The organism is Blastococcus sp. SYSU DS1024, assembly GCF_054050795.1.
Window position 1 is genome coordinate 1 of record NZ_JBJHAA010000037.1, and the last position, 20318, is coordinate 20318.

At 74.4% G+C, this 20318-nt stretch carries 21 protein-coding genes; 13 read left to right on the top strand and 8 right to left on the bottom strand.

Going from position 1 to position 20318, the window contains the following annotated elements:
* Positions 1–82: 82 nt before the first annotated feature.
* The 4 genes from tsf to ACI79S_RS20275 all read left to right on the top strand — a co-directional run bounded on the left by tsf (position 83) and on the right by ACI79S_RS20275 (position 3553).
* Positions 83–898 (top strand): translation elongation factor Ts, encoded by an 816-nt coding sequence (gene tsf / locus ACI79S_RS20260; RefSeq protein WP_456595243.1) that lies wholly within the window; start codon positions 83–85, stop codon positions 896–898.
* A 152-nt stretch (positions 899–1050) separates the two neighbouring features.
* Entirely contained in the window at positions 1051–1821 is a 771-nt protein-coding gene (gene pyrH, locus ACI79S_RS20265) for a UMP kinase (RefSeq protein ID WP_456595244.1), read from the top strand.
* A 70-nt stretch (positions 1822–1891) separates the two neighbouring features.
* A complete protein-coding gene (gene frr / locus ACI79S_RS20270; RefSeq protein ID WP_456595245.1) occupies positions 1892–2449 on the top strand; it encodes a ribosome recycling factor in 558 nt (185 codons plus the stop codon).
* Positions 2450–2659: 210 nt separating this feature from the next.
* Positions 2660–3553 (top strand): phosphatidate cytidylyltransferase, encoded by an 894-nt coding sequence (locus tag ACI79S_RS20275; protein WP_456595246.1) that lies wholly within the window; start codon positions 2660–2662, stop codon positions 3551–3553.
* On the opposite strand, the gene ACI79S_RS20280 is transcribed toward ACI79S_RS20275, so the two are convergent.
* Positions 3550–4653, bottom strand: coding sequence for a GNAT family N-acetyltransferase (locus tag ACI79S_RS20280; protein ID WP_456595247.1), 1104 nt, complete (start codon positions 4651–4653; stop codon positions 3550–3552). The two genes, ACI79S_RS20275 and ACI79S_RS20280, sit on opposite strands and share 4 nt — an antisense overlap.
* A gap of 17 nt (positions 4654–4670) precedes the next feature.
* Between ACI79S_RS20280 and ACI79S_RS20285 the strand changes: the two genes are divergently transcribed.
* Complete coding sequence (locus tag ACI79S_RS20285) at positions 4671–5324, top strand: TrmH family RNA methyltransferase (RefSeq protein ID WP_456595248.1); 654 nt, start codon at positions 4671–4673, stop codon at positions 5322–5324.
* Here the strand turns inward: ACI79S_RS20285 and ACI79S_RS20290 are convergent.
* The gene (locus ACI79S_RS20290; protein WP_456595249.1) at positions 5314–6081 is read right to left on the bottom strand and encodes a polyphosphate kinase 2 family protein; all 768 of its coding nucleotides are present in this window, start codon (positions 6079–6081) and stop codon (positions 5314–5316) included. The genes ACI79S_RS20285 and ACI79S_RS20290 overlap by 11 nt on opposite strands.
* A gap of 94 nt (positions 6082–6175) precedes the next feature.
* On the opposite strand from ACI79S_RS20290, the gene rlmN reads away from it, so the two are divergent.
* A complete protein-coding gene (rlmN, locus tag ACI79S_RS20295; protein ID WP_456595250.1) occupies positions 6176–7354 on the top strand; it encodes a 23S rRNA (adenine(2503)-C(2))-methyltransferase RlmN in 1179 nt (392 codons plus the stop codon).
* The gene (locus tag ACI79S_RS20300; protein ID WP_456595251.1) at positions 7351–8067 is read left to right on the top strand and encodes a VIT1/CCC1 transporter family protein; all 717 of its coding nucleotides are present in this window, start codon (positions 7351–7353) and stop codon (positions 8065–8067) included. The genes rlmN and ACI79S_RS20300 overlap by 4 nt, the downstream gene beginning before the upstream one ends.
* A 52-nt stretch (positions 8068–8119) precedes the next feature.
* Here ACI79S_RS20300 and ACI79S_RS20305 read toward each other — a convergent pair whose 3' ends face one another.
* The 3 genes from ACI79S_RS20305 to ACI79S_RS20315 are packed head-to-tail and all read right to left on the bottom strand — an operon-like array spanning position 8120 to position 10368.
* The gene (locus ACI79S_RS20305) at positions 8120–8422 is read right to left on the bottom strand and encodes a DUF2631 domain-containing protein (RefSeq protein ID WP_456595252.1); all 303 of its coding nucleotides are present in this window, start codon (positions 8420–8422) and stop codon (positions 8120–8122) included.
* A gap of 60 nt (positions 8423–8482) precedes the next feature.
* The gene (locus ACI79S_RS20310) at positions 8483–9466 is read right to left on the bottom strand and encodes an LCP family protein (protein WP_456595253.1); all 984 of its coding nucleotides are present in this window, start codon (positions 9464–9466) and stop codon (positions 8483–8485) included.
* A gap of 8 nt (positions 9467–9474) precedes the next feature.
* Complete coding sequence (locus ACI79S_RS20315; protein ID WP_456595254.1) at positions 9475–10368, bottom strand: hypothetical protein; 894 nt, start codon at positions 10366–10368, stop codon at positions 9475–9477.
* A 293-nt stretch (positions 10369–10661) separates the two neighbouring features.
* Here ACI79S_RS20315 and dxr point away from each other — a divergent pair, with 293 nt between their 5' ends.
* Both dxr and ACI79S_RS20325 read left to right on the top strand, forming a co-directional pair.
* A complete protein-coding gene (dxr, locus tag ACI79S_RS20320; protein ID WP_456595255.1) occupies positions 10662–11858 on the top strand; it encodes a 1-deoxy-D-xylulose-5-phosphate reductoisomerase in 1197 nt (398 codons plus the stop codon).
* Between the two features lie 25 nt (positions 11859–11883).
* The gene (locus ACI79S_RS20325; protein WP_456595256.1) at positions 11884–13230 is read left to right on the top strand and encodes a M50 family metallopeptidase; all 1347 of its coding nucleotides are present in this window, start codon (positions 11884–11886) and stop codon (positions 13228–13230) included.
* Here ACI79S_RS20325 and ACI79S_RS20330 read toward each other — a convergent pair.
* Positions 13214–14119: an EamA family transporter gene (locus ACI79S_RS20330; RefSeq protein ID WP_456595257.1), complete on the bottom strand. Its 906-nt coding sequence runs from the start codon at positions 14117–14119 to the stop codon at positions 13214–13216. The two genes, ACI79S_RS20325 and ACI79S_RS20330, sit on opposite strands and share 17 nt — an antisense overlap.
* Positions 14120–14191: 72 nt before the next feature.
* Between ACI79S_RS20330 and ACI79S_RS20335 the strand changes: the two genes are divergently transcribed.
* From ACI79S_RS20335 to ACI79S_RS20350, 4 genes are all read left to right on the top strand, one after another.
* Positions 14192–15148, top strand: coding sequence for a LysR family transcriptional regulator (locus ACI79S_RS20335; RefSeq protein ID WP_456595258.1), 957 nt, complete (start codon positions 14192–14194; stop codon positions 15146–15148).
* 86 nt (positions 15149–15234) lie between these two features.
* Positions 15235–16395 carry a flavodoxin-dependent (E)-4-hydroxy-3-methylbut-2-enyl-diphosphate synthase gene (gene ispG, locus ACI79S_RS20340; RefSeq protein ID WP_456595259.1) on the top strand — a complete coding sequence of 387 codons (1161 nt, stop codon included), beginning with the start codon at positions 15235–15237 and terminating at the stop codon, positions 16393–16395.
* A gap of 3 nt (positions 16396–16398) precedes the next feature.
* Positions 16399–17250 (top strand): GNAT family N-acetyltransferase, encoded by an 852-nt coding sequence (locus tag ACI79S_RS20345; RefSeq protein WP_456595260.1) that lies wholly within the window; start codon positions 16399–16401, stop codon positions 17248–17250.
* Positions 17251–17281: 31 nt separating this feature from the next.
* Positions 17282–19168, top strand: a complete 1887-nt coding sequence (locus tag ACI79S_RS20350) for a penicillin-binding transpeptidase domain-containing protein (protein WP_456595261.1) — start codon at positions 17282–17284, stop codon at positions 19166–19168.
* A gap of 52 nt (positions 19169–19220) precedes the next feature.
* Here the strand turns inward: ACI79S_RS20350 and ACI79S_RS20355 are convergent, their stop codons facing one another.
* Together ACI79S_RS20355 and ACI79S_RS20360 are read right to left on the bottom strand one after the other, a co-directional pair.
* Positions 19221–19682: a ferritin-like domain-containing protein gene (locus ACI79S_RS20355; protein ID WP_456595262.1), complete on the bottom strand. Its 462-nt coding sequence runs from the start codon at positions 19680–19682 to the stop codon at positions 19221–19223.
* A 12-nt stretch (positions 19683–19694) separates the two neighbouring features.
* A complete protein-coding gene (locus ACI79S_RS20360) occupies positions 19695–20183 on the bottom strand; it encodes a hypothetical protein (protein ID WP_456595263.1) in 489 nt (162 codons plus the stop codon).
* Between the last annotated feature and the right edge of the window lie 135 nt (positions 20184–20318).

Consider the following 20318-nt stretch of genomic DNA (forward strand, 5'->3'; position numbering starts at 1 on the left):
CGTCCTCCCGCTGACCGGCGGGAGGACGGCGCCGCCGCACGGCCGTTCCACAGCACGCACCACCCGACCAGAGGGAAGAGACATGCCTGCCTTCACCGCAGCCGACGTCAAGCGTCTCCGCGACGCCACCGGCGCCGGCATGATGGACGCCAAGAAGGCCCTGACCGAGGCCGACGGCGAGTACGACAAGGCCGTCGAGCTGCTCCGGGTCAAGGGCGCCAAGGACGTCGGCAAGCGCCTGGAGCGCTCGACCACCAACGGCATCGTCGTCAGCAAGGACGGCGCCCTGCTCGAGCTCGACTGCGAGACCGACTTCGTCGCCAAGAACGCCGACTTCGTCGCCCTCGCCGAGCGGCTGCTCGCGATCGGCCTCGAGAACAAGTCGGCCGACGCCGCTGCTCTGCTGAGCACCGAGGTCGACGGGCAGACCGTCGAGAAGCTGGTCGAGGGCGAGTCCGCCCGCATCGGCGAGAAGCTGGTCCTCTCGCGCTTCGTCGCCTTCGACGGCACCACCGCCGTCTACCTGCACAAGCGGGCCACCGACCTGCCCCCGGCCATCGGTGTCGCCGTGCAGTACTCCGGTGGCAGCGAGGACGCCGCCCGCAGCCTGGCGATGCACATCGCCGCCGCGCGGCCGCGCTACCTCAGCCGCGACGAGGTCCCGGCCGAGGCGGTCGAGACCGAGCGCCGCGTGGCCGAGCAGACCGCCAAGGAGGAGGGCAAGCCCGAGCAGGCGATCTCCAAGATCGTCGAGGGTCGGGTCAACGCCTACTACAAGGACTTCGTCCTCCTCGAGCAGCCGTCGATCACCGAGCCCAAGCGCACGGTCAAGCAGATCGTCGACGAGGCCGGCCTGACCGTCGAGCGCTTCGCGCGCTTCGAGGTCGGCCAGGCCTGAGCCGCACCCGGTAGCGATGACCGGCCCCGTTCCCCTCGTGGGACGGGGCCGGTCGTCTGTCCGCTGCCCGCGCTCGGCAGGAGCCGAGCAGGGGGATGCGGCAGGATCACACACCACCGACAGCACCCATCGACCACTCCAGGGATGAATCGTTGACCGACATCACCGTGCCGCTGTCCGCCCCCACCGCCTTCCAGCCGGCCGACGGCAGCGGCTACCAGCGGGTGCTGCTCAAGCTCTCCGGTGAGTCCTTCGGCGGTGGCAAGGTCGGCGTCGACGCCGGCATCGTCAAGGGCATCGCCGAGCAGCTCGCCGAGGTCGTCGCGAAGGGCACGCAGGTCGCCGTCGTCATGGGTGGTGGCAACTTCTTCCGCGGCGCCGAGCTCTCCCAGGCCGGTATGGACCGCACCAAGGCCGACTACATGGGCATGCTCGGCACGGTCATGAACTGCCTCGCCCTGCAGGACTTCTGCGAGAAGGCGGGTCTGGAGACCCGGGTGCAGTCGGCGATCACCATGGGGCAGGTCGCCGAGCCCTACATCCCGCGCAAGGCCATCCGGCACCTGGAGAAGGGCCGGCTGGTGATCTTCGGTGCCGGCGCCGGGATGCCGTACTTCTCCACCGACACCGTCGCCGCGCAGCGGGCGCTGGAGATCGAGTGCCAGGTGCTGCTCATGGGCAAGAACGGGGTCGACGGCGTCTACGACGACGACCCGCGCACCAACCCGGACGCCGTCATGTACGACGACCTGGACTACGCGACGGTGCTGGCCAAGCAGCTGAAGGTGGCGGACGCGACGGCGATCAGCCTCTGCATGGACAACCGGATGCCGATCGTCGTGTTCGATCTGCTGACGAACGGCAACATCGCCCGCGCCACCGCAGGTGAGAGGATCGGCACGCTGATCAGCCAGCCGGCCTGACGCCGGCGGCACCGATCGGGCACAGACGAGGACGCCGGCGGGACGAGAACCGCCGCAGGAGGGACACCCCGTGATCGACGACACCCTGCTCGACGCCGAGGAGCGGATGGACAAGGCCCTCTCGGTGGCACGGGAGGACCTGGGGTCGGTGCGCACCGGCCGGGCCGCCCCCTCGATGTTCAACAAGATCGTGGTCGACTACTACGGCGCCTACACGCCGGTGCCGCAGATGGCGTCGATCACCGTGCCCGAGGCGCGCATGGCGGTCATCAAGCCCTACGACATGAGCCAGCTGACGGCCATCGAGAAGGCCATCCGCGACAGCGACCTGGGCGTCAACCCGACCAACGACGGCCAGCTCCTGCGGGTGGTGTTCCCCCAGCTGACCGAGGAGCGCCGCCGCGACCTGGTGAAGCAGGCCCGGGCCAAGGGCGAGGACGCCAAGGTGGCGATCCGGAACATCCGCCGCCGGGCCAAGGACGAGCTCGACCGCATCGCCAAGGACGGCGAAGCCGGTGAGGACGAGGTGCGCCGCGCCGAGAAGGAGCTCGACCACCTCACCGAGCAGCACGTGGCGCAGGTCGACGAGGCGATGAAGAACAAGGAGAGCGAGCTGCTCGAGGTCTGACCTCGCCGCCGCCGCACGACCATGACGTCTCCCTCCGCCGACCGCCCGGGTGCCCTGCGCCGGGGGGGTCAGTCGTTCCCCCGGCGCGGTGGCCCGGGCTCGGGCGAGCGTCGGCGGGACGGTGACACGGGACCGGTGCCGGTCGCGGCTTCGCGTCCCCTGCCGCCGCTCCCGCCGCGCCAACCCGTCCCGGTCCCGGACGACAGCGAGGTGGCCGAGGCCGATGACGTCCCCACCTCCACGGCGCTGCCCCTGCCCGAGGAGGTCGCGCAGCTGCCCACCACGGAGCAGCCGGTGAGCCGGGCCGGGCGGAACCTGCGCGCGGCCATCGGTGTCGGGGTGAGCCTGGTCGCGGTCATCCTGCTGTCGCTGCTCGTCTGGCGCCCGGCCTTCCTGGGCGTGCTCGTCGCGGCGATCCTCGTCGCCGTCGTCGAGCTCACCCGGGCCCTGGGCAAGGGCGGGTTCTCCGCCCCGCTGGTCCCGCTGCTCGTGGGTGCCTTCGCCATGGAGGCCCTCGCCTGGACACGTGGCCCGGCGGGGCTGCTGACCGGCTTCTTCCTCACCGCGCTGGCCGTGCTGCTGTGGCGGCTGGCTGCCGGGCCGGTCGGCTACCGGAGGGATGCGGCCGCCGGGGTGCTGGTCGCGCTGTACGTGCCGCTGCTGGCAGGCTTCGCGGTGCTGCTCCTGGTGCCCGCCGACGGCGCGCTGCGGGTGATCGCCTTCATCGCCACGGTGATCGCCAGCGACGTCGGTGGCTACGCCGCCGGGGTGGCGTTCGGCAAGCACCCGATGGCGCCGTCGATCAGCCCCAAGAAGTCGTGGGAGGGCATGGCGGGCTCGGTGCTCACCTGCATGCTGGTGGCGACGCCGATCCTGGTCCTGGGCCTGGGGGCCCCCTGGTGGGGCGGGCTGCTCTTCGGCGCCGCGCTCGCCGTCTCCGCGACCGTGGGTGACCTCGCCGAGTCGCTCATCAAGCGCGACCTCGGCATCAAGGACATGGGCGATCTGCTGCCCGGCCACGGCGGGATCATGGACCGGCTGGACTCGCTGCTGCCGTCCGCGGCCGTCGCCTACCTGCTGCTGACGGTGCTCGCCCCGGTCTAGGCAGTCCGGTCGGCCGCCCAGGTCGACCCCAGTTCGGTGAACCCGCGGCGGGCGTACCAGCGCCGCGGCCAGTCGTCGCCCGAGGCCTCCAGCACGACCAGGTCGCAGCCCGCGTCGGCGGCCAGCCCCAGCACCCGGGCGAGCACCGCGTCGCCGTACCCGCGCCCGCGTGCGGCCGGATCGGTCATCACCGACTCCACCGCCGCCGTCGCGCCGTCGACCCGCAGCTGCGCGGCGGCCACCACGCGGCCGTCCTCGCGCACCGCCACGTCGGTCACGGCGACCACGCGGTCGTTCAGCTGCTCGCGATCGACGAGCTGCCGCACGACCGGCTCCAGCCGTTCCCCGAGCGATGCCAGGTCCCGGCGCCAGCCCCGCTCCCACAGGTCGTGCACCTCGCGCTGGTCCACCACCTCTGCTCCGACCGCCGCCTCCGGCACCGGGAGCGCCGTGGGGCGGCCCATCAGCACCAGCTCTTCGACGTGCCACCCGCGGGCGGCCAGCTCGGCGGCTACCGGACCGGCGCCCGGCCAGGCGAGCAGGGCGGCGAGGTGCGGCCAGCCGGCGTTGCCGCCGACCTCCTCGGCCGCGGTCTCGACGGTGGCGGCGGCCACCGGGTCGGTGAGGACCAGCCGGTTGTTGTCCCGGGAGTGCGGGACGTCGGGGTCCAGCACGGCCACGCCGCCCGGGACGTCGCCCACGCCCACCGCCCGCCGGACCGGCACCGACGTGTACAGCGCCAGGGCCCGGCCCAGGGCGTCGGCGGGATCGGGCGGGAGGAGCGGTGCCGGCGGGCGGTAGGGCAGGACCGCCACGACGGAGGAGGTCGGCAGCGGGCCGTGGAGGTGCGGGAAGAGCATCGCGGCGGGATCGTCCGGGTGTCCGGGCTCCCACCGCAGCGGGTCGGTGAGCCGGGCGGGATCGACGACGAGCAGGGCGAGGTCGCGGCGACCGCCGAAGAGCCGGGTCGCGGGCAGGTGGACCTGCTCCGGCGTCGACAGGTGGACGAATCCGCCCGGGCCGGGCCGGATCGATCCCTGTTGCAGGGCGGCGCGCCACTGCGCCGGCTCCAGGAGGTGCAGGAGGACGCCGGTGCTCACCCTGCGATCCTCCCTGGGTGCACGACGACGAGCTGCCCGGCCCCACCGACTGGGGGACCACCGTCGGCGTCGGCCCCTGGGTGGGGCCGTGGCCGGACGATCCCCGCTACGACCCGCAGCTCCTCGCCGACGGCGACCGGCGCAACGTGGTGGACCGCTACCGCTACTGGACCGTGGAGGCGATCGTCGCCGACCTCGACCGGCACCGGCACCCCTTCCACGTCGCCATCGAGAACTTCGGCCACGACCTGAACATCGGGACGGTGGTGCGCACCGCCAACGCCTTCCTCGCGGCCGAGGTGCACGTGGTGGGCCGACGGCGGTGGAACCGGCGCGGGGCGATGGTCACCGACCGCTACCAGCACCTGCGCCACCACGCCGACGTCGGCGGGCTGCTGGCGTTCGCGGCCGAGCAGGGGCTCACCGTCGTCGCCGTCGACAACCGGCCCGGCGCCGTGCCGCTCGAGACCACCGAGCTGCCCGAGCGCTGCGTGCTGCTGTTCGGCCAGGAAGGGCCGGGCCTCACCGAGGAGGCGCGCGGCGGTGCGGCGCTCACCGTCTCGATCGCCCAGTTCGGCTCGACCCGCTCGATCAACGCGGGCGTCGCCGCCGGGATCGCCATGCACGCGTGGATCCGGCACCACGCCGACGTCGGGCGGGTCAGTCGGTGAGCGGGGGGTCGGGGTCGATACCCCGCGCGTGCAGCGCCGACTCGACGGCCTCGCACACCGTGCGCACGACGGCCACCCGGGCCCACCGCTTGTCCTCGGCCGGGATGACGTGCCACGGGGCCACGGGGGTGTCGGTGCGGTCGAGCATCTCCTCGACCGCCTCCTCGTACAGCCCGCGCTTCTCCCGGTTCCGCCAGTCCTCGTCGGTCAGCTTCCAGGCCTTGTACGGGTCGGCCCGGCGGGACTCGAAGCGGCGCAGCTGCTCCTCGGGGGAGAGGTGCAGCCAGAACTTCACCAGCACGGTGCCCTCGGCGGCCAGCGAGGTCTCCAGGTCGACGATCTCCTGGTAGGCCCGGCGCCACGCCTCCTCCGTGGCGAAGCCCTCCACCCGCTCGACCAGCACCCGGCCGTACCAGGAGCGGTCGAGCACGGCCATGCCTCCCCAGCCGGGCAGCACCGGCCAGAACCGCCACAGGAAGTGGTGCCGCTTCTCGTCGCGCGTCGGGGCGGCGAACTGGGCCACCCGGACGTGCCGGGGGTCGAGCTCGCCGACCAGCCGCTGGATCGCCCCACCCTTGCCCGACGCGTCCCAGCCCTCGAACAGCACCAGCAGCGGCGGGCCGAGCTCGCCCGGCCCGATCTGCCCGCCCAGCAGCAGCCGGAGGTGGACCAGCCGCTCCTGCGCCGCGGCCAGCTGCTTCTTCCCCTCCTTCTTGTCCAGTCGGAGGCCCAGGTCGACGTCGTCCAGCCGGCTCATGGCCCCAGACCCTGCCAGGGATCCGCCCCGCTCGCGTGAGTTCGGTCTCCGGACCGGCCCCGGTGGCCCGGGGGAGTGGGACGATGGAGCGGTTATGACTGCCCTGCCTCTGGTCTTCGACGCCCCCCGCCGCGGCAAGCCGCCGCGCCACCTCGCCGACCTCACCCGCGAGGAGGCCCGCGCGGCGGTGGCCGAGCTCGGCCAGCCGGCGTTCCGGGCCGACCAGCTCGCCCGGCACTTCTACCGCGGGGTCACCGACACCGCACTGATGACCGACATCCCGGCCGCCGCCCGCGAGTCGCTGCGCGAGGCCCTGCTGCCCGGCCTGCTGACCGTCGTCCGGCACCAGACCGCGGACAACGGCCGCACCCGCAAGACGCTCTGGCGGCTGCACGACGGCGCGCTCGTGGAGAGCGTGCTCATGCGCTACCCCGACCGCGCCACCGTCTGCATCTCCAGCCAGGCCGGCTGCGGCATGGCCTGCCCCTTCTGCGCCACCGGTCAGGCCGGGCTCACCCGCAACCTCTCCGCGGCCGAGATCATCGGCCAGGCGGTCGCGGCCGCCGCGGACATGGCCGACGGGGCGGTCGCCGGCGGGCCCGGGCGGCTCTCCAACGTGGTGTTCATGGGCATGGGCGAGCCGCTGGCCAACTACGCCCGGGTGCGCAAGACCCTCGATGCGCTGCTCGGCACCGCCCCCTACGGGCTCGGCCTGTCGCAGCGGTCGGTCACCGTCTCGACGGTCGGCCTCGTGCCGGCGATCCGCCGGCTCACCGAGGAGGGGCGGAACGTCACCCTCGCGGTCAGCCTGCACGCCCCCGACGACGAGCTGCGCGACACCCTGGTGCCGATCAACACCCGCTGGAAGGTCGGCGAGGTCATCGAGGCCGCCGATGCCTACGCGCGGAAGACCGGCCGGCGCTACTCGGTGGAGTACGCGCTCATCCGCGACGTCAACGACCAGCCGTTCCGCGCCGACCTCCTCGGGAAGCTGCTGGCCGGGAAGCTCGCGCACGTGAACCTGATCCCGCTCAACCCGACGCCGGGCAGCCCCTGGGACGCCAGCCCGCTGCCCGCGCAGCGCGAGTTCGTCGCCCGGCTGCGGGCGGCCGGTGTCGCCACCACGGTGCGCGACACCCGGGGCCAGGACATCGACGGCGCCTGCGGGCAGCTCGCCGCCGCCGACCGGGTCGAGGGCGTGCCCGCCGTCGCGATCCCCGTCCCGGCCGTCGAGGAGCCGGTGCCGCTGGGCGCCGAGGCCGACCAGGGGTGAGCACGGCGCTGCCCGACGCCGAGGCCCACGAGCACACCCACGGCGACGTCTCCGGCGGCTGGCTGCGGGCCGCGGTGTTCGGCGCCATGGACGGCCTGGTCACCAACACCGCCCTGGTCGCCGGGGTCGCTGGGGGCGGCGCCGCCCCGCGCGCGATCGTCCTGGCCGGCGTGGCGAGCCTCGTCGCCGGCGCGGTGTCGATGGCGCTGGGCGAGTACACCTCGGTCAAGACGCAGAACGAGCAGCTGGACCTCGAGATCGAGAAGGAGCGGCGGGAACTCACCCGCAACCCTGCCGGCGAGCTGGCGGAGCTGACCGCGATGCTGCAGGACCGCGGGGTGGACGCCCGGCTCGCCCGGCAGGTCGCCGTGCAGCTGTCGGCCGATCCGGAGATCGCCCTGCGGCTGCACGTGCTGGCCGAGCTGGGGGTCAACCCGGAGGAGCGACCCTCTCCGCGGGTGGCGGCGGTCTCGTCGTTCCTGACCTTCGCGACGGGCGCCGTGCTGCCGCTGCTGCCGTACTTCCTCGGGGCCCCGGTCCTGTGGGTGGCTCTGCTCAGCGGGGGGCTGGGCCTGCTGCTGGCCGGCGCCCTGTCCTCGCGCTTCACCCCGCGGCCCTGGTGGTACGCGGGCCTGCGCCAGCTGCTGCTCGGCGCCGCCGCGGCGGGCGTCACCTATCTGATCGGTGCGGCGATCGGCGTCGCGGTCACCTGAGCCGGCGCCGTTCGTCGTCCGGGACGCCGTGGCGGCGCCCCGGACGGAGGAGCTAGCGGCGCCAGGCGGTCTTCTTGCGGCGGATGTCCCAGATGAGGACCAGCGCCATGACGGCGGCGAGGCCGATCAGCCAGAGGTCCTCCACCCGGCCCTCGTGGTTGCCGACCAGGTACGCCAGGATCACCAGCGTCGCGATCCAGCCACCGATCTGGCCCCACTTCCCGGTCTCGCCGTGCCAGCCCCAGTCCTCGGGCTGCTCGTGCTCGACGGGGTGCTCGCCGGCGCGGACGACCGCCTCTTCACGGCCGGGCTGGTTGACCCGCTGGGTCGACGGGGAGTGCAATGCCTCGGTCACCCCGCCATTCTGGCAGGAGCCGGTCCCGCGCACGCCCCGAGGTGGGTCCTCGGCGGGTCGTCAGCCGTCGCAGGAGAGGCCGGCCGCCGCGACAGCTGCCGTGGTCTCCGCCGTCGGCATCCGGGCGATGGTCCCGCCCACCGGGTCGCCGACCGGGAGCACCCGGACATCGGCGAGGTCCGCGCGGGCCAGGCCGAGCAGGTCCACCACGGAGGTGGCCGGGTCGGTGGCGAGAGCTCCGGAGGCCGTCCAGGCGACCTCCTGCAGCCGCCAGGGCCGCAGCGCCGACCGCTGCGCCTCGTCGACCAGGGCGGACAGCACCGCACCGGCCGCGGTGGCCCGCCCGTCGGGGTCGATCGGGGCCGGGCGCCACGTGCCGTCGACGAGGTGCTCGGGATGGCGGGAGCGGACCAGCGCCAGTGCCGTCGCGCCGTCGACGCGTTGCGGGCCCGCTGCGTCGATCCGCAGCCCGGCCGGGAGGTCCCGCACCGGCTCGGGGATGTCGAGGTGGAGCCCGCCGACGGCGTCGACGATCCCGGCGAAACCGGCCAGGTCGACGGTCAGCAGGTGGTCGGTGGGGATGCCCAGCTGGCACAGCCCGGCGATCGTGCTGGCCGGGCTCCGTCGCCACGTGAGCGCCAAACGACCCGATCGCCGGTCGGTGCGGACCACCACGTCCCGCGGAACCGACAGCACGGTGGTGCCCGCATCGGTCTGGTGCACGACGACGACGACGTCGGCGCGAGCGCCGGGGACGGCGGTCTCCGTGCCGAAGTGAGCCGGGTCGGCGCCGGGCGGCAGTGCGGCGCGGGAGTCCAGGCCGAGCAGCACCCAGGTGCGGCCGTCGGCGTCCCCGGGGCCGTTCGCGAGGTCGACGTCCACCCGGTCGACCCGCCCGGCGACGACGGCGGTGTCGACGGCCAGGGCGACCAGCAGTGCGGACAGCAGCAGCAGCGCCGACCGGAGCCGGCGCCGGCGTCCGGAACGCGCCGGACGCCGGCCAGGGGTGTCCTGGCCGGCGTCCGGTACGTGGGAGAGGGGCATGCTCAGGCTCAGGCCTGCGAAGCCCCCGCGCGGCGACGGGAGACGACCAGAGCGCCGCCACCGGCGACGAGCAGGCCGGCGCCGAGGGCCAGCGGCAGGCCGACGCTGGCGCCGGTGTAGGCCAGGCTGTCGGTGCTGGTGGTGGCGGCCGCCACCACCAGGGACTCCTGGAAGTAGGTGCCCTGGTTGCCCTCGTACACGAGGGTGTGGGTGCCCTCCGCGGTACCGGCCGCGAGGGTGAACTCCGCGGTGATGACGCCGTCGTTGTCAGCGGTGAAGGTGCCGATCGTGGTCGGGGTCGAGTGCATGGTCAGCGTGACCACCTCGCCGGGCTTGAAGCCCTTGATGACCTTGACGACCTTCTGGCCTGGCGCGGTGCTCTTCGCGGCGGTGCTGGTCGTCGGGCCGACCCCCGGCGTGTTGGCGGACTCGCCGCGGATGGCGCCGGGCGCCGGGGTGCTCGGCGGCGTCACGACCGTCGCCGCCTGCAGCGTGAAGGCGAACTCCGGGTAGTCGAGGTACTGCTCGTTGCCTGCGTAGGGCTCGCAGAAGGCGAAGGCGACGTACTCACCTGCGGGGGCCGCGTCGGTGAAGTCCAGGACGGCGGTCCAGGCGCCGTTCTCCGGCTCGCCCGCCAGAGTCAGCACCGGGTCCGCGTTCGGGTCGACGGCGCCCGCGGCGGTGTAGACGTCCACGTACACGGCGGCCTCCACGGTGGACGCGGCAGCGTCGCAGCCGGTGCCGGACAGGCTGTAGGGCTGGCCCACCACGGCGGTCTTCGAGCCCTGCAGGGCGGGCAGGTCCGCGGCCAGGGCGGCCGGCGCGAAGGCCATGCCCAGGGAGACGGTGGCGACGGCGAAGCCGGTGGTGGCGGCGACGCGCTTCGAGGTGCGGTTCGGCATGGAGGGCTCCGGTCGGTCAGTGGCCCGGACTCCCGAGCCGTCGACGTGAAGTATCGGCACGAGTCGGTGTTCGTTGTCGCATCATGTGGTCGACACGCCCACTGTCGGTCGTGCATTAGGCAATGAGCTGCTGGCTCCCGATCCCGGCGGTGCGGCGATAGGGCAGATTGCTACAAGTCGGGCCGGTGGCGGTTAGGTGTCTGCTCGCGCGCCCGTCCACGACCGGTCCGGCCTCGCCCGGGCGGGTCGGGCGGCGCGAACGCGGGTGACGGGCGGCTTGGCAGGATGCCCGCATGAGCGAGCCGCGCGAGGTCACCGTCCTGGGCTCCACCGGGTCCATCGGCCGGCAGGCGCTGGCCGTCGCCGCGCAGAACCCCGACCGGCTCCGCATCACGGGCCTGGCCGCCGGTGGTGGCGACGTCGCGCTGCTGGCGGAGCAGGCGCTGGCGCTCGGGGTCCGCACCGTCGCCGTCGCGCGGGCCACCGCCGCCCAGGACCTCCAGCTGGCCTTCTACGCCGCGGCGCAGCAGCGCGGCTGGGCCACCGGCGAGTTCTCGCTGCCCGAGATCCTCGCCGGCCCGCGCGCCGCTGAGGAGCTGGCGGCCCGGCCGGCCGACGTCGTCCTCAACGGGATCACCGGTTCCATCGGGCTGAGGCCGACGCTGTCGGCGTTGCGGGCCGGGCGCACCGTCGCCCTGGCGAACAAGGAGTCACTCGTCGCCGGCGGTGACCTGGTCCTCGCGGCGGCCGCCCCCGGTCAGCTGGTGCCGGTCGACTCCGAGCACTCCGCCCTCGCCCAGTGCCTGCGCAGCGGCTCGCGCGCGGAGGTCGCCCGGCTGGTGCTCACCGCCAGCGGGGGGCCGTTCCGGGGCCGCACGGCCGCCGAGCTCGCCGAGGTCACCGTGGGGGAGGCGCTGGCCCACCCGACGTGGGCGATGGGCCCCGTCGTGACGATCAACTCGGCGACCCTGGTCAACAAGGGGCTGGAGCTGATCGAGGCGCACCTGCTCTTCGGCGTCCCCTACGCCGACATCGACGTCGTGGTGCACCCGCAGTCGATCGTCCACTCCATGGTCACGTTCGCCGACGGCGCCACGATCGCGCAGGCCAGCCCGCCGGACATGCGGCTGCCGATCGCCCTGGGGCTCGCCTGGCCCGACCGGCTGCCCGACGTGCAGCCGGCGCTGGACTGGTCGACGGCGAGCACCTGGGAGTTCTTCCCGCTGGACGAGCAGGCGTTCCCCGCGGTACGGCTGGCCCGCGCGGCCGGGGAGGCCGGCGGGGTGGTGCCCGCCATGTACAACGCCGCGAACGAGGAAGCGGTCGCCGCCTTCACGGCGGGTCGCCTCTCGTTCCCAGGAATCGTCCAGCTCGTCGCGCGTACCCTCGACGCCGCGCCGGACCTCGGCGCCCCCACCTGCGTCGACGACGTGCTGGCGGCGGAGAAGTGGGCCCGGGAGCACGCCCGGGGCGTCATCGCCGGAGGCTGAGCTGAGCGGGATCCTGCTGACGGTCGTGGGGATCGTCCTGTTCGCCCTCGGCCTGATGTTCTCCATCGCCTTCCACGAGGCCGGTCACTTCTGGTGGGCGCGGAAGTTCGGCATGCGGGTGCCGCAGTTCATGGTCGGCTTCGGCCCCACCGTCTTCTCGCGGCGCCGCGGCGAGACCGAGTACGGCGTCAAGGCAGTCCCGCTGGGGGGCTACATCCGCATCGTCGGCATGATCCCGCCGGCCGAGGAGGGCGAGAGCAAGCGCGCCACCCGCATGCGCAGCTTCATCGCCGAGGTGCGGGGGCAGGCGCTCAACGACGTGCGGCCCAGCGACGGCGACCGCGTCTTCTGGAAGAAGCCGTGGTGGCAGCGGGTCATCGTGATGTTCGCCGGCCCCTTCCACAACCTGGTGCTCGCCGTCGTCCTGTTCACGGTCGTGCTGGTCGGCTTCGGCATCCCGGAGATCACCACGACGATCCGCCAGGTGCCCGAGTGCGTCCTGCCGGCCGGCGCCGCGACCGCCGCGGCCGAGGACCCCTGCTCGATCCCGATCACGCCGGCGGGCGAGCGCTGCGAGGCCGGGGCGGCCGACTGCGCCCTGCCGCCGCGCAGCCCCGCCGTCCGGGCCGGCCTGCAGCCCGGGGACACGGTGGTCGCCCTGGACGGGGAGCCGGTTCCCCGGGAGACCGACGTCGGCTGGGAGCAGGTGCAGGAGACGATCCGGACCAGCGCCGGCGAGCCGGTCGTCTTCACCGTCGAGCGCGACGGGGAGCGGGTGGACCTCACCGTCACCCCGATCCAGAACCTCGTCTACGCCGACGAGGACGGCGAGACCACCCAGACCGTCGGGTTCGTCGGCATCAGCCCCCTCCAGCGCGAGGTGCGCCAGTCCCTCACCGAGGTGCCCGGTCACTTCGGCGACATCCTGGTCCGGTCGGTCGACCGGCTGGTCGAGATCCCGGAGCGGGTGCCGCAACTGTTCCGCGCCGCCTTCCTGGGGGAGGAGCGCGACCCGCTCGGCCCGATCGGGGTGGTGGGCGTCAGCCGCATCTCCGGCGAGGTCTTCGCGCTGGAGCAGTTGTCCCCGGTGCAGAAGATCGGGTACTTCATCCAGCTGCTCGCCGGGTTGAACCTGGTGCTGTTCCTGTTCAACCTGCTGCCGATCTACCCGCTCGACGGGGGGCACGTCGCCGGGGCGCTGTACGAGAAGGCGCGGTCCGTCGTCGCGCGGCTGCGCGGCAAGCCCGACCCGGGCCCCTTCGACATCGCGCGGCTGATGCCGGTGGCCTACGCGGTCGCCGGTCTCTTCCTGGGGTTGTCGCTGCTGCTGCTCGTCGCCGACGTGGTCAACCCGGTCAGGCTGGCTGGGTGACCGGCGCGGCCGGTGCCGAGGTGCGGCGGACCGGCCGGGAGGCGACGAGGACGCCGCCCACCACGAACCCGCCGGCGACCAGCTCCACCGGGTCGAGCGTCTCGCCGAAGGCCAGCCACGACGCGAGGACGCCGACCACCGGCACGAGCATGGAGAACGGTGCCACCACGTTCGACGGGTGGCGCGACAGCAACGTGTTCCAGATGCCGTAGCCGATGAGCGTCGCGACCACGACGACGTACAGCAGGCCGAGGACGGCCGGGAGCGCCGCCGCCGTGAACGCCGTCGCGAGGGAGCCCACGATGCGGTCGGGGCCCTCCACGACGAGCGCCAGCGCCAGCATCGGCAGCGGCGGGATCGCCGCGGACCACAGCGTGAGGTGCAGCGCGTTCGGCGCCTGGGCCCGCCGGCTGCAGACGTTCCCGATCGCCCAGCCCAGCGCGCCGCAGAGGGTGAGGGCCACGGGCAGCCAGGCGGCCGTCTGCGCCCGGTGGACCGCGATCGCGGCGAGACCGAGGACGGCGAGGCCGACCCCGGCGAGCTGCCGCGCGGACAGCCGTTCGTGCAGCCAGAACCCGGCGATGAGGACGGTGAACGGAGCGGAGGCCTGCAGCACCAGGGAGGCCAGGCCGCTCGGCATGCCCGCGGCCATCCCCGCGTAGAGGAAGGCGAACTGCAGGATGCCGATGCCCACGCCCACGCCGATCAGCCAGCGCAGGGGAACGGCCGGCCGGGGGACGAGCAGCAGCGCGGGCAGGGCCACGAGCGCGAACCGCAGCGCGACCATGAACAGCGGCGGGAAGTGCTCCAGCGCCAGCGCGGTGGCGGGGAAGTTGATCCCCCAGCACACCGCCACGAAGCAGGCGAGGAGGCGGTCGCGGATCGGCACCCCGCCAGCCTCCGGCCCGATGAACATGAAGGACAAGCGAAAATCTGTGAAGTGACGATGTAGGTTGCCTTCATGGTCGACGCGGGGCCGGGGTTGTGGGAACGGGTCGATCCCTCCCAGCTCGTGCTCCTGCGGGAGCTGGCCGAGCTCGGCTCGGTGACCGCCGTCGCCCGGGCCGCCGCGCGGACGCCCTCCGCGGTCTCCCAGCAGCTCAAGGTGCTGCAGCGACGGGTGGGCGTGCCAGTGGTGGAACGGGTCGGTCGGGGCGTGCGGCTCACCGACGCCGGGCGGGCGCTCGCCGGCATCGCCGCCGGGGTGTCCACCGCGCTGGCCGTCGCGGAGGCGGACTGGCACAGCTATCGCGGGGACGCCGGGGGCACCGTCCGCCTGGCGGTGTTCCACTCCGCCGGGGAGCTCCTCGTGCCCGGCCTGCTGGACCGGCTGGCACACCAGCCCGCGATCACCCTGGAGACCTACGACGAGGACGTCTCCCAGGACGACTTCCCGGCGCTGACCGCCGACTACGACATCGTCGTCGCGCACCGGTCCGACGACGTGGTGCCCCCCGCCCGGCCCCGGGTGGACGTCCGGCTGCTCCTCCGTGAGCCGCTCGACGTCGCTCTCCCGCTGGGGCACCCGCTGGCCGGACGCGACCGGGTCGGCCCCCGCGACGTCATCGGCGAGGACTGGATCGCCCCGCCCGCCGACTTCCCGATCGACCGCGTGCTCACGGCGATCGCGGCCCGGGCCGGGGAACCGGTGCGCGTCGTGCGCCGGACGACCCACCTGCCGCTGATGGAGAAGCTGGTCGCCCGAGGGCACGGGGTGGCTCTGCTGCCCCGGCACACCACGCGAGAGCGCGCCGAGGGGCGGCTCGCCCTGGTGCCCCTGGCCGACCTCCGCGCCGGGCGGCTCGTCGAGGCCCTGTCCCGACCCGACAAGGCGGCCCGCCGGGCGGTGCAGGCGGTGCTCGGCGAGCTCGTGGCGGAAGCGGGGTGCTATCGGGAGCGGGACGTCGGCCGCGCGTGACCCGGCGGGGCCGGGCGCGCCGTCCCCGACGCGTACGTCACAGCAGCTCCACCAGCATCGATCGCGCCGCGGGGGATACTGAGGGCATGGCGATCCCCGTGGGCCTCGGCATGCCCGCTGCTCCTCCGCCCGTCCTGGCCCCGCGCCGGAAGACCCGGCAGCTGGACGTGGGCGGTGTCGGCGTGGGCAGCGACTTCCCGGTCAGCGTGCAGTCGATGTGCACGACCAAGACCGCCGACATCAACGCGACCCTCCAGCAGATCGCCGAGCTCACCGCGTCGGGGTGCCAGATCGTGCGGGTCGCGGTACCCGACACCGACGACGTCGAGGCGCTGCCGATCATCGCGAAGAAGTCGCAGATCCCGGTGATCGCCGACATCCACTTCCAGCCGCGCTACGTGTTCGCCGCGATCGACGCCGGCTGCGCCGCCGTCCGGGTCAACCCGGGCAACATCAAGAAGTTCGACGACAAGGTCGGCGAGATCGCGAAGGCCGCGAAGGCCGCCGGCGTCCCGATCCGGATCGGCGTGAACGCCGGGTCGCTGGACAAGCGGCTGCTCGCCAAGTACGGCAAGGCCACGCCCGAGGCGCTGGTCGAGTCGGCGCTCTGGGAGTGCTCGCTGTTCGAGGAGCACGACTTCCGCGACATCAAGATCTCGGTCAAGCACAACGACCCGGTGGTCATGGTGCGCGCCTACGAGCTGCTGGCCGCCCGGTGCGACTACCCGCTGCACCTGGGCGTCACCGAGGCCGGCCCCGCCTTCCAGGGGACCATCAAGTCCGCCGTCGCCTTCGGCGCGCTGCTGAGCCAGGGCATCGGCGACACCATCCGCGTCTCGCTCTCCGCGCCGCCGGCCGAGGAGGTCAAGGTCGGCAACCAGATCCTGGAGTCGCTGAACCTCAAGCAGCGCGGGCTGGAGATCGTCAGCTGTCCGTCCTGCGGTCGGGCCCAGGTCGACGTCTACAAGCTCGCCAACGAGGTCACCGCCGGCCTGGAGGGCATGGAGGTGCCGCTGCGCGTCGCCGTCATGGGGTGCGTCGTCAACGGTCCGGGCGAGGCGCGCGAGGCCGACCTGGGCGTGGCGTCGGGCAACGGCAAGGGCCAGATCTTCGTCAAGGGTGAGGTCGTGAAGACCGTGCCGGAGTCCCAGATCGTCGAGACGCTCATCGAGGAGGCCATGCGGATCGCCGGGGAGCACGTCGATGCCGGCGAGCCCTCCGGACCGCCGGTCGTCACCGTCAGCTGACCCGTGCTCCGAACGCCCAGCGCCCGCGTCCTCGACGAGGCCGACGAGCCGGCCGTGCGCCGGCTGCTGGCCACCGACCCGGTCGCCGCCTGCGTGCTGGCGGGACGCGTCGAGGTCGCGGGGACGGCGGCGCCCTCCCTGGGGGCGCCGCTCTGGGGCATCGGCAGCGGCCGTGACCTGGACGCGGTCTGCCTGGCCGGGGCCAACCTCATCCCGTTCGCCCGGCCCGGGGCCGAGGGGCCCGCCGCCGCCGCCTTCGCCGAGCGGGCCCGCCGGGCCGGACGTCGCTGCTCCACGATCGTGGGCCCGTCGGCCGCCGTGGCACCGCTGTGGGAGCTGCTGGAACCGTCCTGGGGTCCGGCCCGCGACCACCGGCCCCGGCAGCCGCTGCTGGCGATCGACGGCCCGCCCGCCGTCACCCCCGAGCCGCGGGTGCGCCCCGTGCGCCCCGACGAGCTCGAGGTCCTGCTGCCGGCCGCCGTCGCGATGTTCACCGAGGAGGTCGGGGTCAGCCCGCTGCGGGTCGACGGGGGCGCCGGGTACCGGGCGCGGGTCGACGAGCTCGTCCGGGCCGGGCAGTCGCTGGCGTGGATCGAGGACGGGCGCGTGCTGTTCAAGGCGGAGATCGGCGCGGTCTGCCGGGCCGCCTGCCAGGTGCAGGGCGTCTGGGTCGCGCCGACCCTGCGGGGGCGCGGCATCGGCACCGCGTGCACCGCCGCGGTGGTCGAGTACGCCCGCGCCGCCATCGCGCCGGTCGTGAGCCTGTACGTCAACGACTACAACGCCCGGGCCCGCGCGGCCTACCGCCGGGTGGGGTTCCACGAGGTCGGCGAGTACGCCAGCGTGCTGTTCTGAGCGTGTCGGCCCCGTCTGAGAACCTGTCCGGGTGCGCACACGTCGCGGCCCGGCCCTCCTCCTGACGCTGCTCGTCCCGGTTCCGGCGCTGGCGGCCTGCTCGGGGAGCGAGGACGACGTGCGGGCCGCCGCGCAGGCCTTCCTCGACGACTGGGCGGCGGGTGACGTCCCCGCGGCGGCGGACGCGACCACCGATCCGGCCGCCGCGGCGGCGCTGCTCGGGCAGACGGCCGACGACCTGCCCGGCGCCGAGCTGGCCACCGAGGTCGGCGAGGTGACCGTCGACGACGGCGCGGCCACCGTCGACTGGACCGCGACCTGGGACCTGGCCGCGGCCCCGGAGTGGACCTACGAGGCCACCTTGCGGCTGCGGGAAGGGGACGACGCCTGGGAGGTGGTCGCCGAGCCGGCCATGGTCCACCCCGAGCTGGGCGAGGGCCAGCACCTCGAGCTCGACCGCTCCCTGCCCGATCGTGCGCCGATCACCGACGCGACCGGCACCCCGCTGTTCACCCCGACCGAGGTGGTCAACGTCGGCGTCGATCCCGCCCGCGTCACCGACCTGCCGTCGCTGGCGTCGGCGCTCGGGGCGGCCACCGGCATCGATCCCCAGGAGATCGTCGCGGACGTGCAGGCCGCGCCGGAGGGTCAGTTCGTCCCGGTGATCTCCCTGCGCCGCCCCGACTTCGAGGAGATCCGCGCGCAGGTGTTCGACCTGCCCGGGGCGGTCTTCCCCACCGAGACCCGCATGCTCGCCCCGACGGCGCGCTTCGCGTCGGCCTTGCTCGGGCGGGTGGGCCCGGCGACCGCGGAGATCATCGAGGAGACCTCCGTGGACGGGCAGCCGCGGTACGCCGCCTCCGACCAGCTCGGCTTGTCGGGGCTGCAGCGGGCGTACCAGGAGCAGCTCACCGGGACCCCGGGGTTCACCGTGTCGGTGGTCAGCACCGACGAGGCGACCGGTGACGCCGGCCGCGAGATCGCCTCGGTGGCCCCGGTCGCCGGGGAGCCGGTGCAGACGCCCCTGGTGCCGGAGATCCAGAACGCCGCCGACGCCGCCGTGGCGGGGGAGTCCCGCCCCACCCACCTGGTGGCCGTCCGCCCCGGCACCGGTGAGATCCTCGCGGTGTCCTCGAACGAGGCGGCGGACCCGGGCAACGCGCTGCGCGGCCAGTACCCGCCCGGATCGAGCATGAAGGCGATGACGGCCACCGCCCTGCTGGCGGCGGGTGTGCTGACGCCGGAGACACCGGTCGCCTGCCCGGCCACGACCACGGTCGAGGGGCGGGAGTTCGAGAACCAGGACCAGTTCGACCTGGGCACCGTTCCCTTCACCGAGGCCTTCGCCCAGTCGTGCAACACCACCTTCATCCAGCAGGCCCTCGAGCTGCCGGACCCCGCGCTGGCCGAGGCCGCGGCGGCCTACGGCGTCGGCACCGATTGGGAGCTGCCGGTCGACATCTTCAGCGGCAGCGTCCCGCGCGACAGCACGGGCACGGGCAAGGCGGCCGACGCGATCGGCCAGGGTCGGGTGCTGATGAGCCCGGCCCAGATGGCCCTGGTCATGGCCGGCATCGCCGGCGGCACGCCGGTGGCACCGGTCGAGGTGGTCGGCGCGGAGGCAGCCGGGCCGGCTCCGGCCGGACCGCCGGCCGCGGTCATCGACGCCCTGCGGCCGATGATGCGGGCGGTCGTGCTGTCGGGGACCGCGCAGGCGCTGGCCGACCGGGGCGAGGTCCACGGCAAGACCGGCACCGCGGAGTACGGCACGCAGACGCCGCCGGACTCCCACGGCTGGTTCGCCGGGTACCAGATCGGCGGGCCAGCGGGTGACATCGCCTTCGCCGTGCTCGTCGAGGGCGGGCAGTCCAGCGGCGCCGCGGTTGCGGTCACCGACGCGTTCCTCGGCGCTCTCTGAACGATGCCGGCATGCGGGGGCGCACCCCGAGCGGTGGGGGTGAGGGCGCCTGCTAGGGGGGCGGCAGGCCCGGGAGGGCGCGGGTCACCGGCGTCTGGCCCGCGGCCGCCCGCCAGCCGACGGCCCGCACCTCCGCGGCGCTGAGCGCCTCCATCGCCAGCGTGCGCGTGGTGCGCTCCTCGGCCCGGTCCAGGACCCGCACCCAGGCGGCGGTGACCCCCTCCTCCAGCACCGCGGCGAGGGCGGCGGCGTCCACCGCGGAGAGCACCGGGAACGGCAGCGCGTAGCCGGCCTCGGGCAGCACGGGATCCGTGCCGCGCCCGCCGAGCACGGTGATCAGCTGGTCGCGCAGGTCGCGGTGCCCGGCCTCGGCGGTCGCGGCGGCCACCCGGCCGTCCGCTCCCAGCGCCGCCCCGACCACGCCGTACCCCCACACGGCGGCGTGCTCGGCGGCCAGCGCGGCGTTCAGCGCGGCGTCCTCGGCGGAGGGGCCGGTGGTCTCGTCGTCAGCCATGGCCGATCCTCCTCATGCCAGTCGTGCTTCGTGACCGCGCAGTCCCGCGGCGATGGAGCCCAGCAGCGCCGCCCGCCCTCCGGTCTGGCCCAGGGCGGCGGTCGCGTGGGAGGTGGCGGCGACGCCGACCTGCGCCCGCAGCCAGGCCTGCCCCCCGCCGGGCGGGGGCGCGTCCGGTGGCGTGGTCGCCGACGGGGTGCTGCCCGGGCTGGCCGCACGGAGACGGTCGAGCTGCTCGCCTGCCTGGGTCGCCAGGCCTCCGGCGGCCGCGGCGAGCGCGGGGTCGGCGCCGAAGGCCAACTCGTACGCCCGGACCAACGTCTCCTGGACGCCGACCTGCGCGGCCAGCTCGTCGGCCTGGGCGGCGGTCACGGTGTCGCGTTCCTCGACCGGGGACGAGGAGGTGCAGCCGCCGGCCACCACGGCGAAGCCGGCGGCGGACGCCACCAGGAGGGTCCGGCGGGAGAACGCCCGCCGACCGGGATGAGGGGTGCCAGACATCGCCCTCCATCCTCGCAGCCCGACCGCACCGGCAGCCGGTCGTGCCGCCGGGTGGGCGCGCCGCGTCGTCGCGACGCCCCCCGCCGCCCCGTGCGCCCCAGCGGGCGCGGGGCGACCGGACCGGTCCGGTCGCCC

Bases quoted from the DNA above. Each gene is read 5' to 3' on its own strand.
- ACI79S_RS20290 (WP_456595249.1), bottom strand. From the start codon at position 6,081: ATGAGCCGGCTGGACGACGTCGACCTGGGCCTCCGACTGGACAAGAAG.
- ACI79S_RS20355 (WP_456595262.1), bottom strand. From the start codon at position 19,682: ATGGCTGACGACGAGACCACCGGCCCCTCCGCCGAGGACGCCGCGCTG.
- dxr (WP_456595255.1), top strand. From the start codon at position 10,662: ATGAGCGAGCCGCGCGAGGTCACCGTCCTGGGCTCCACCGGGTCCATC.
- ACI79S_RS20310 (WP_456595253.1), bottom strand. From the start codon at position 9,466: ATGCCCCTCTCCCACGTACCGGACGCCGGCCAGGACACCCCTGGCCGG.
- ispG (WP_456595259.1), top strand. From the start codon at position 15,235: ATGGCGATCCCCGTGGGCCTCGGCATGCCCGCTGCTCCTCCGCCCGTC.
- rlmN (WP_456595250.1), top strand. From the start codon at position 6,176: ATGACTGCCCTGCCTCTGGTCTTCGACGCCCCCCGCCGCGGCAAGCCG.
- ACI79S_RS20360 (WP_456595263.1), bottom strand. From the start codon at position 20,183: ATGTCTGGCACCCCTCATCCCGGTCGGCGGGCGTTCTCCCGCCGGACC.
- ACI79S_RS20315 (WP_456595254.1), bottom strand. From the start codon at position 10,368: ATGCCGAACCGCACCTCGAAGCGCGTCGCCGCCACCACCGGCTTCGCC.
- tsf (WP_456595243.1), top strand. From the start codon at position 83: ATGCCTGCCTTCACCGCAGCCGACGTCAAGCGTCTCCGCGACGCCACC.
- ACI79S_RS20335 (WP_456595258.1), top strand. From the start codon at position 14,192: ATGGTCGACGCGGGGCCGGGGTTGTGGGAACGGGTCGATCCCTCCCAG.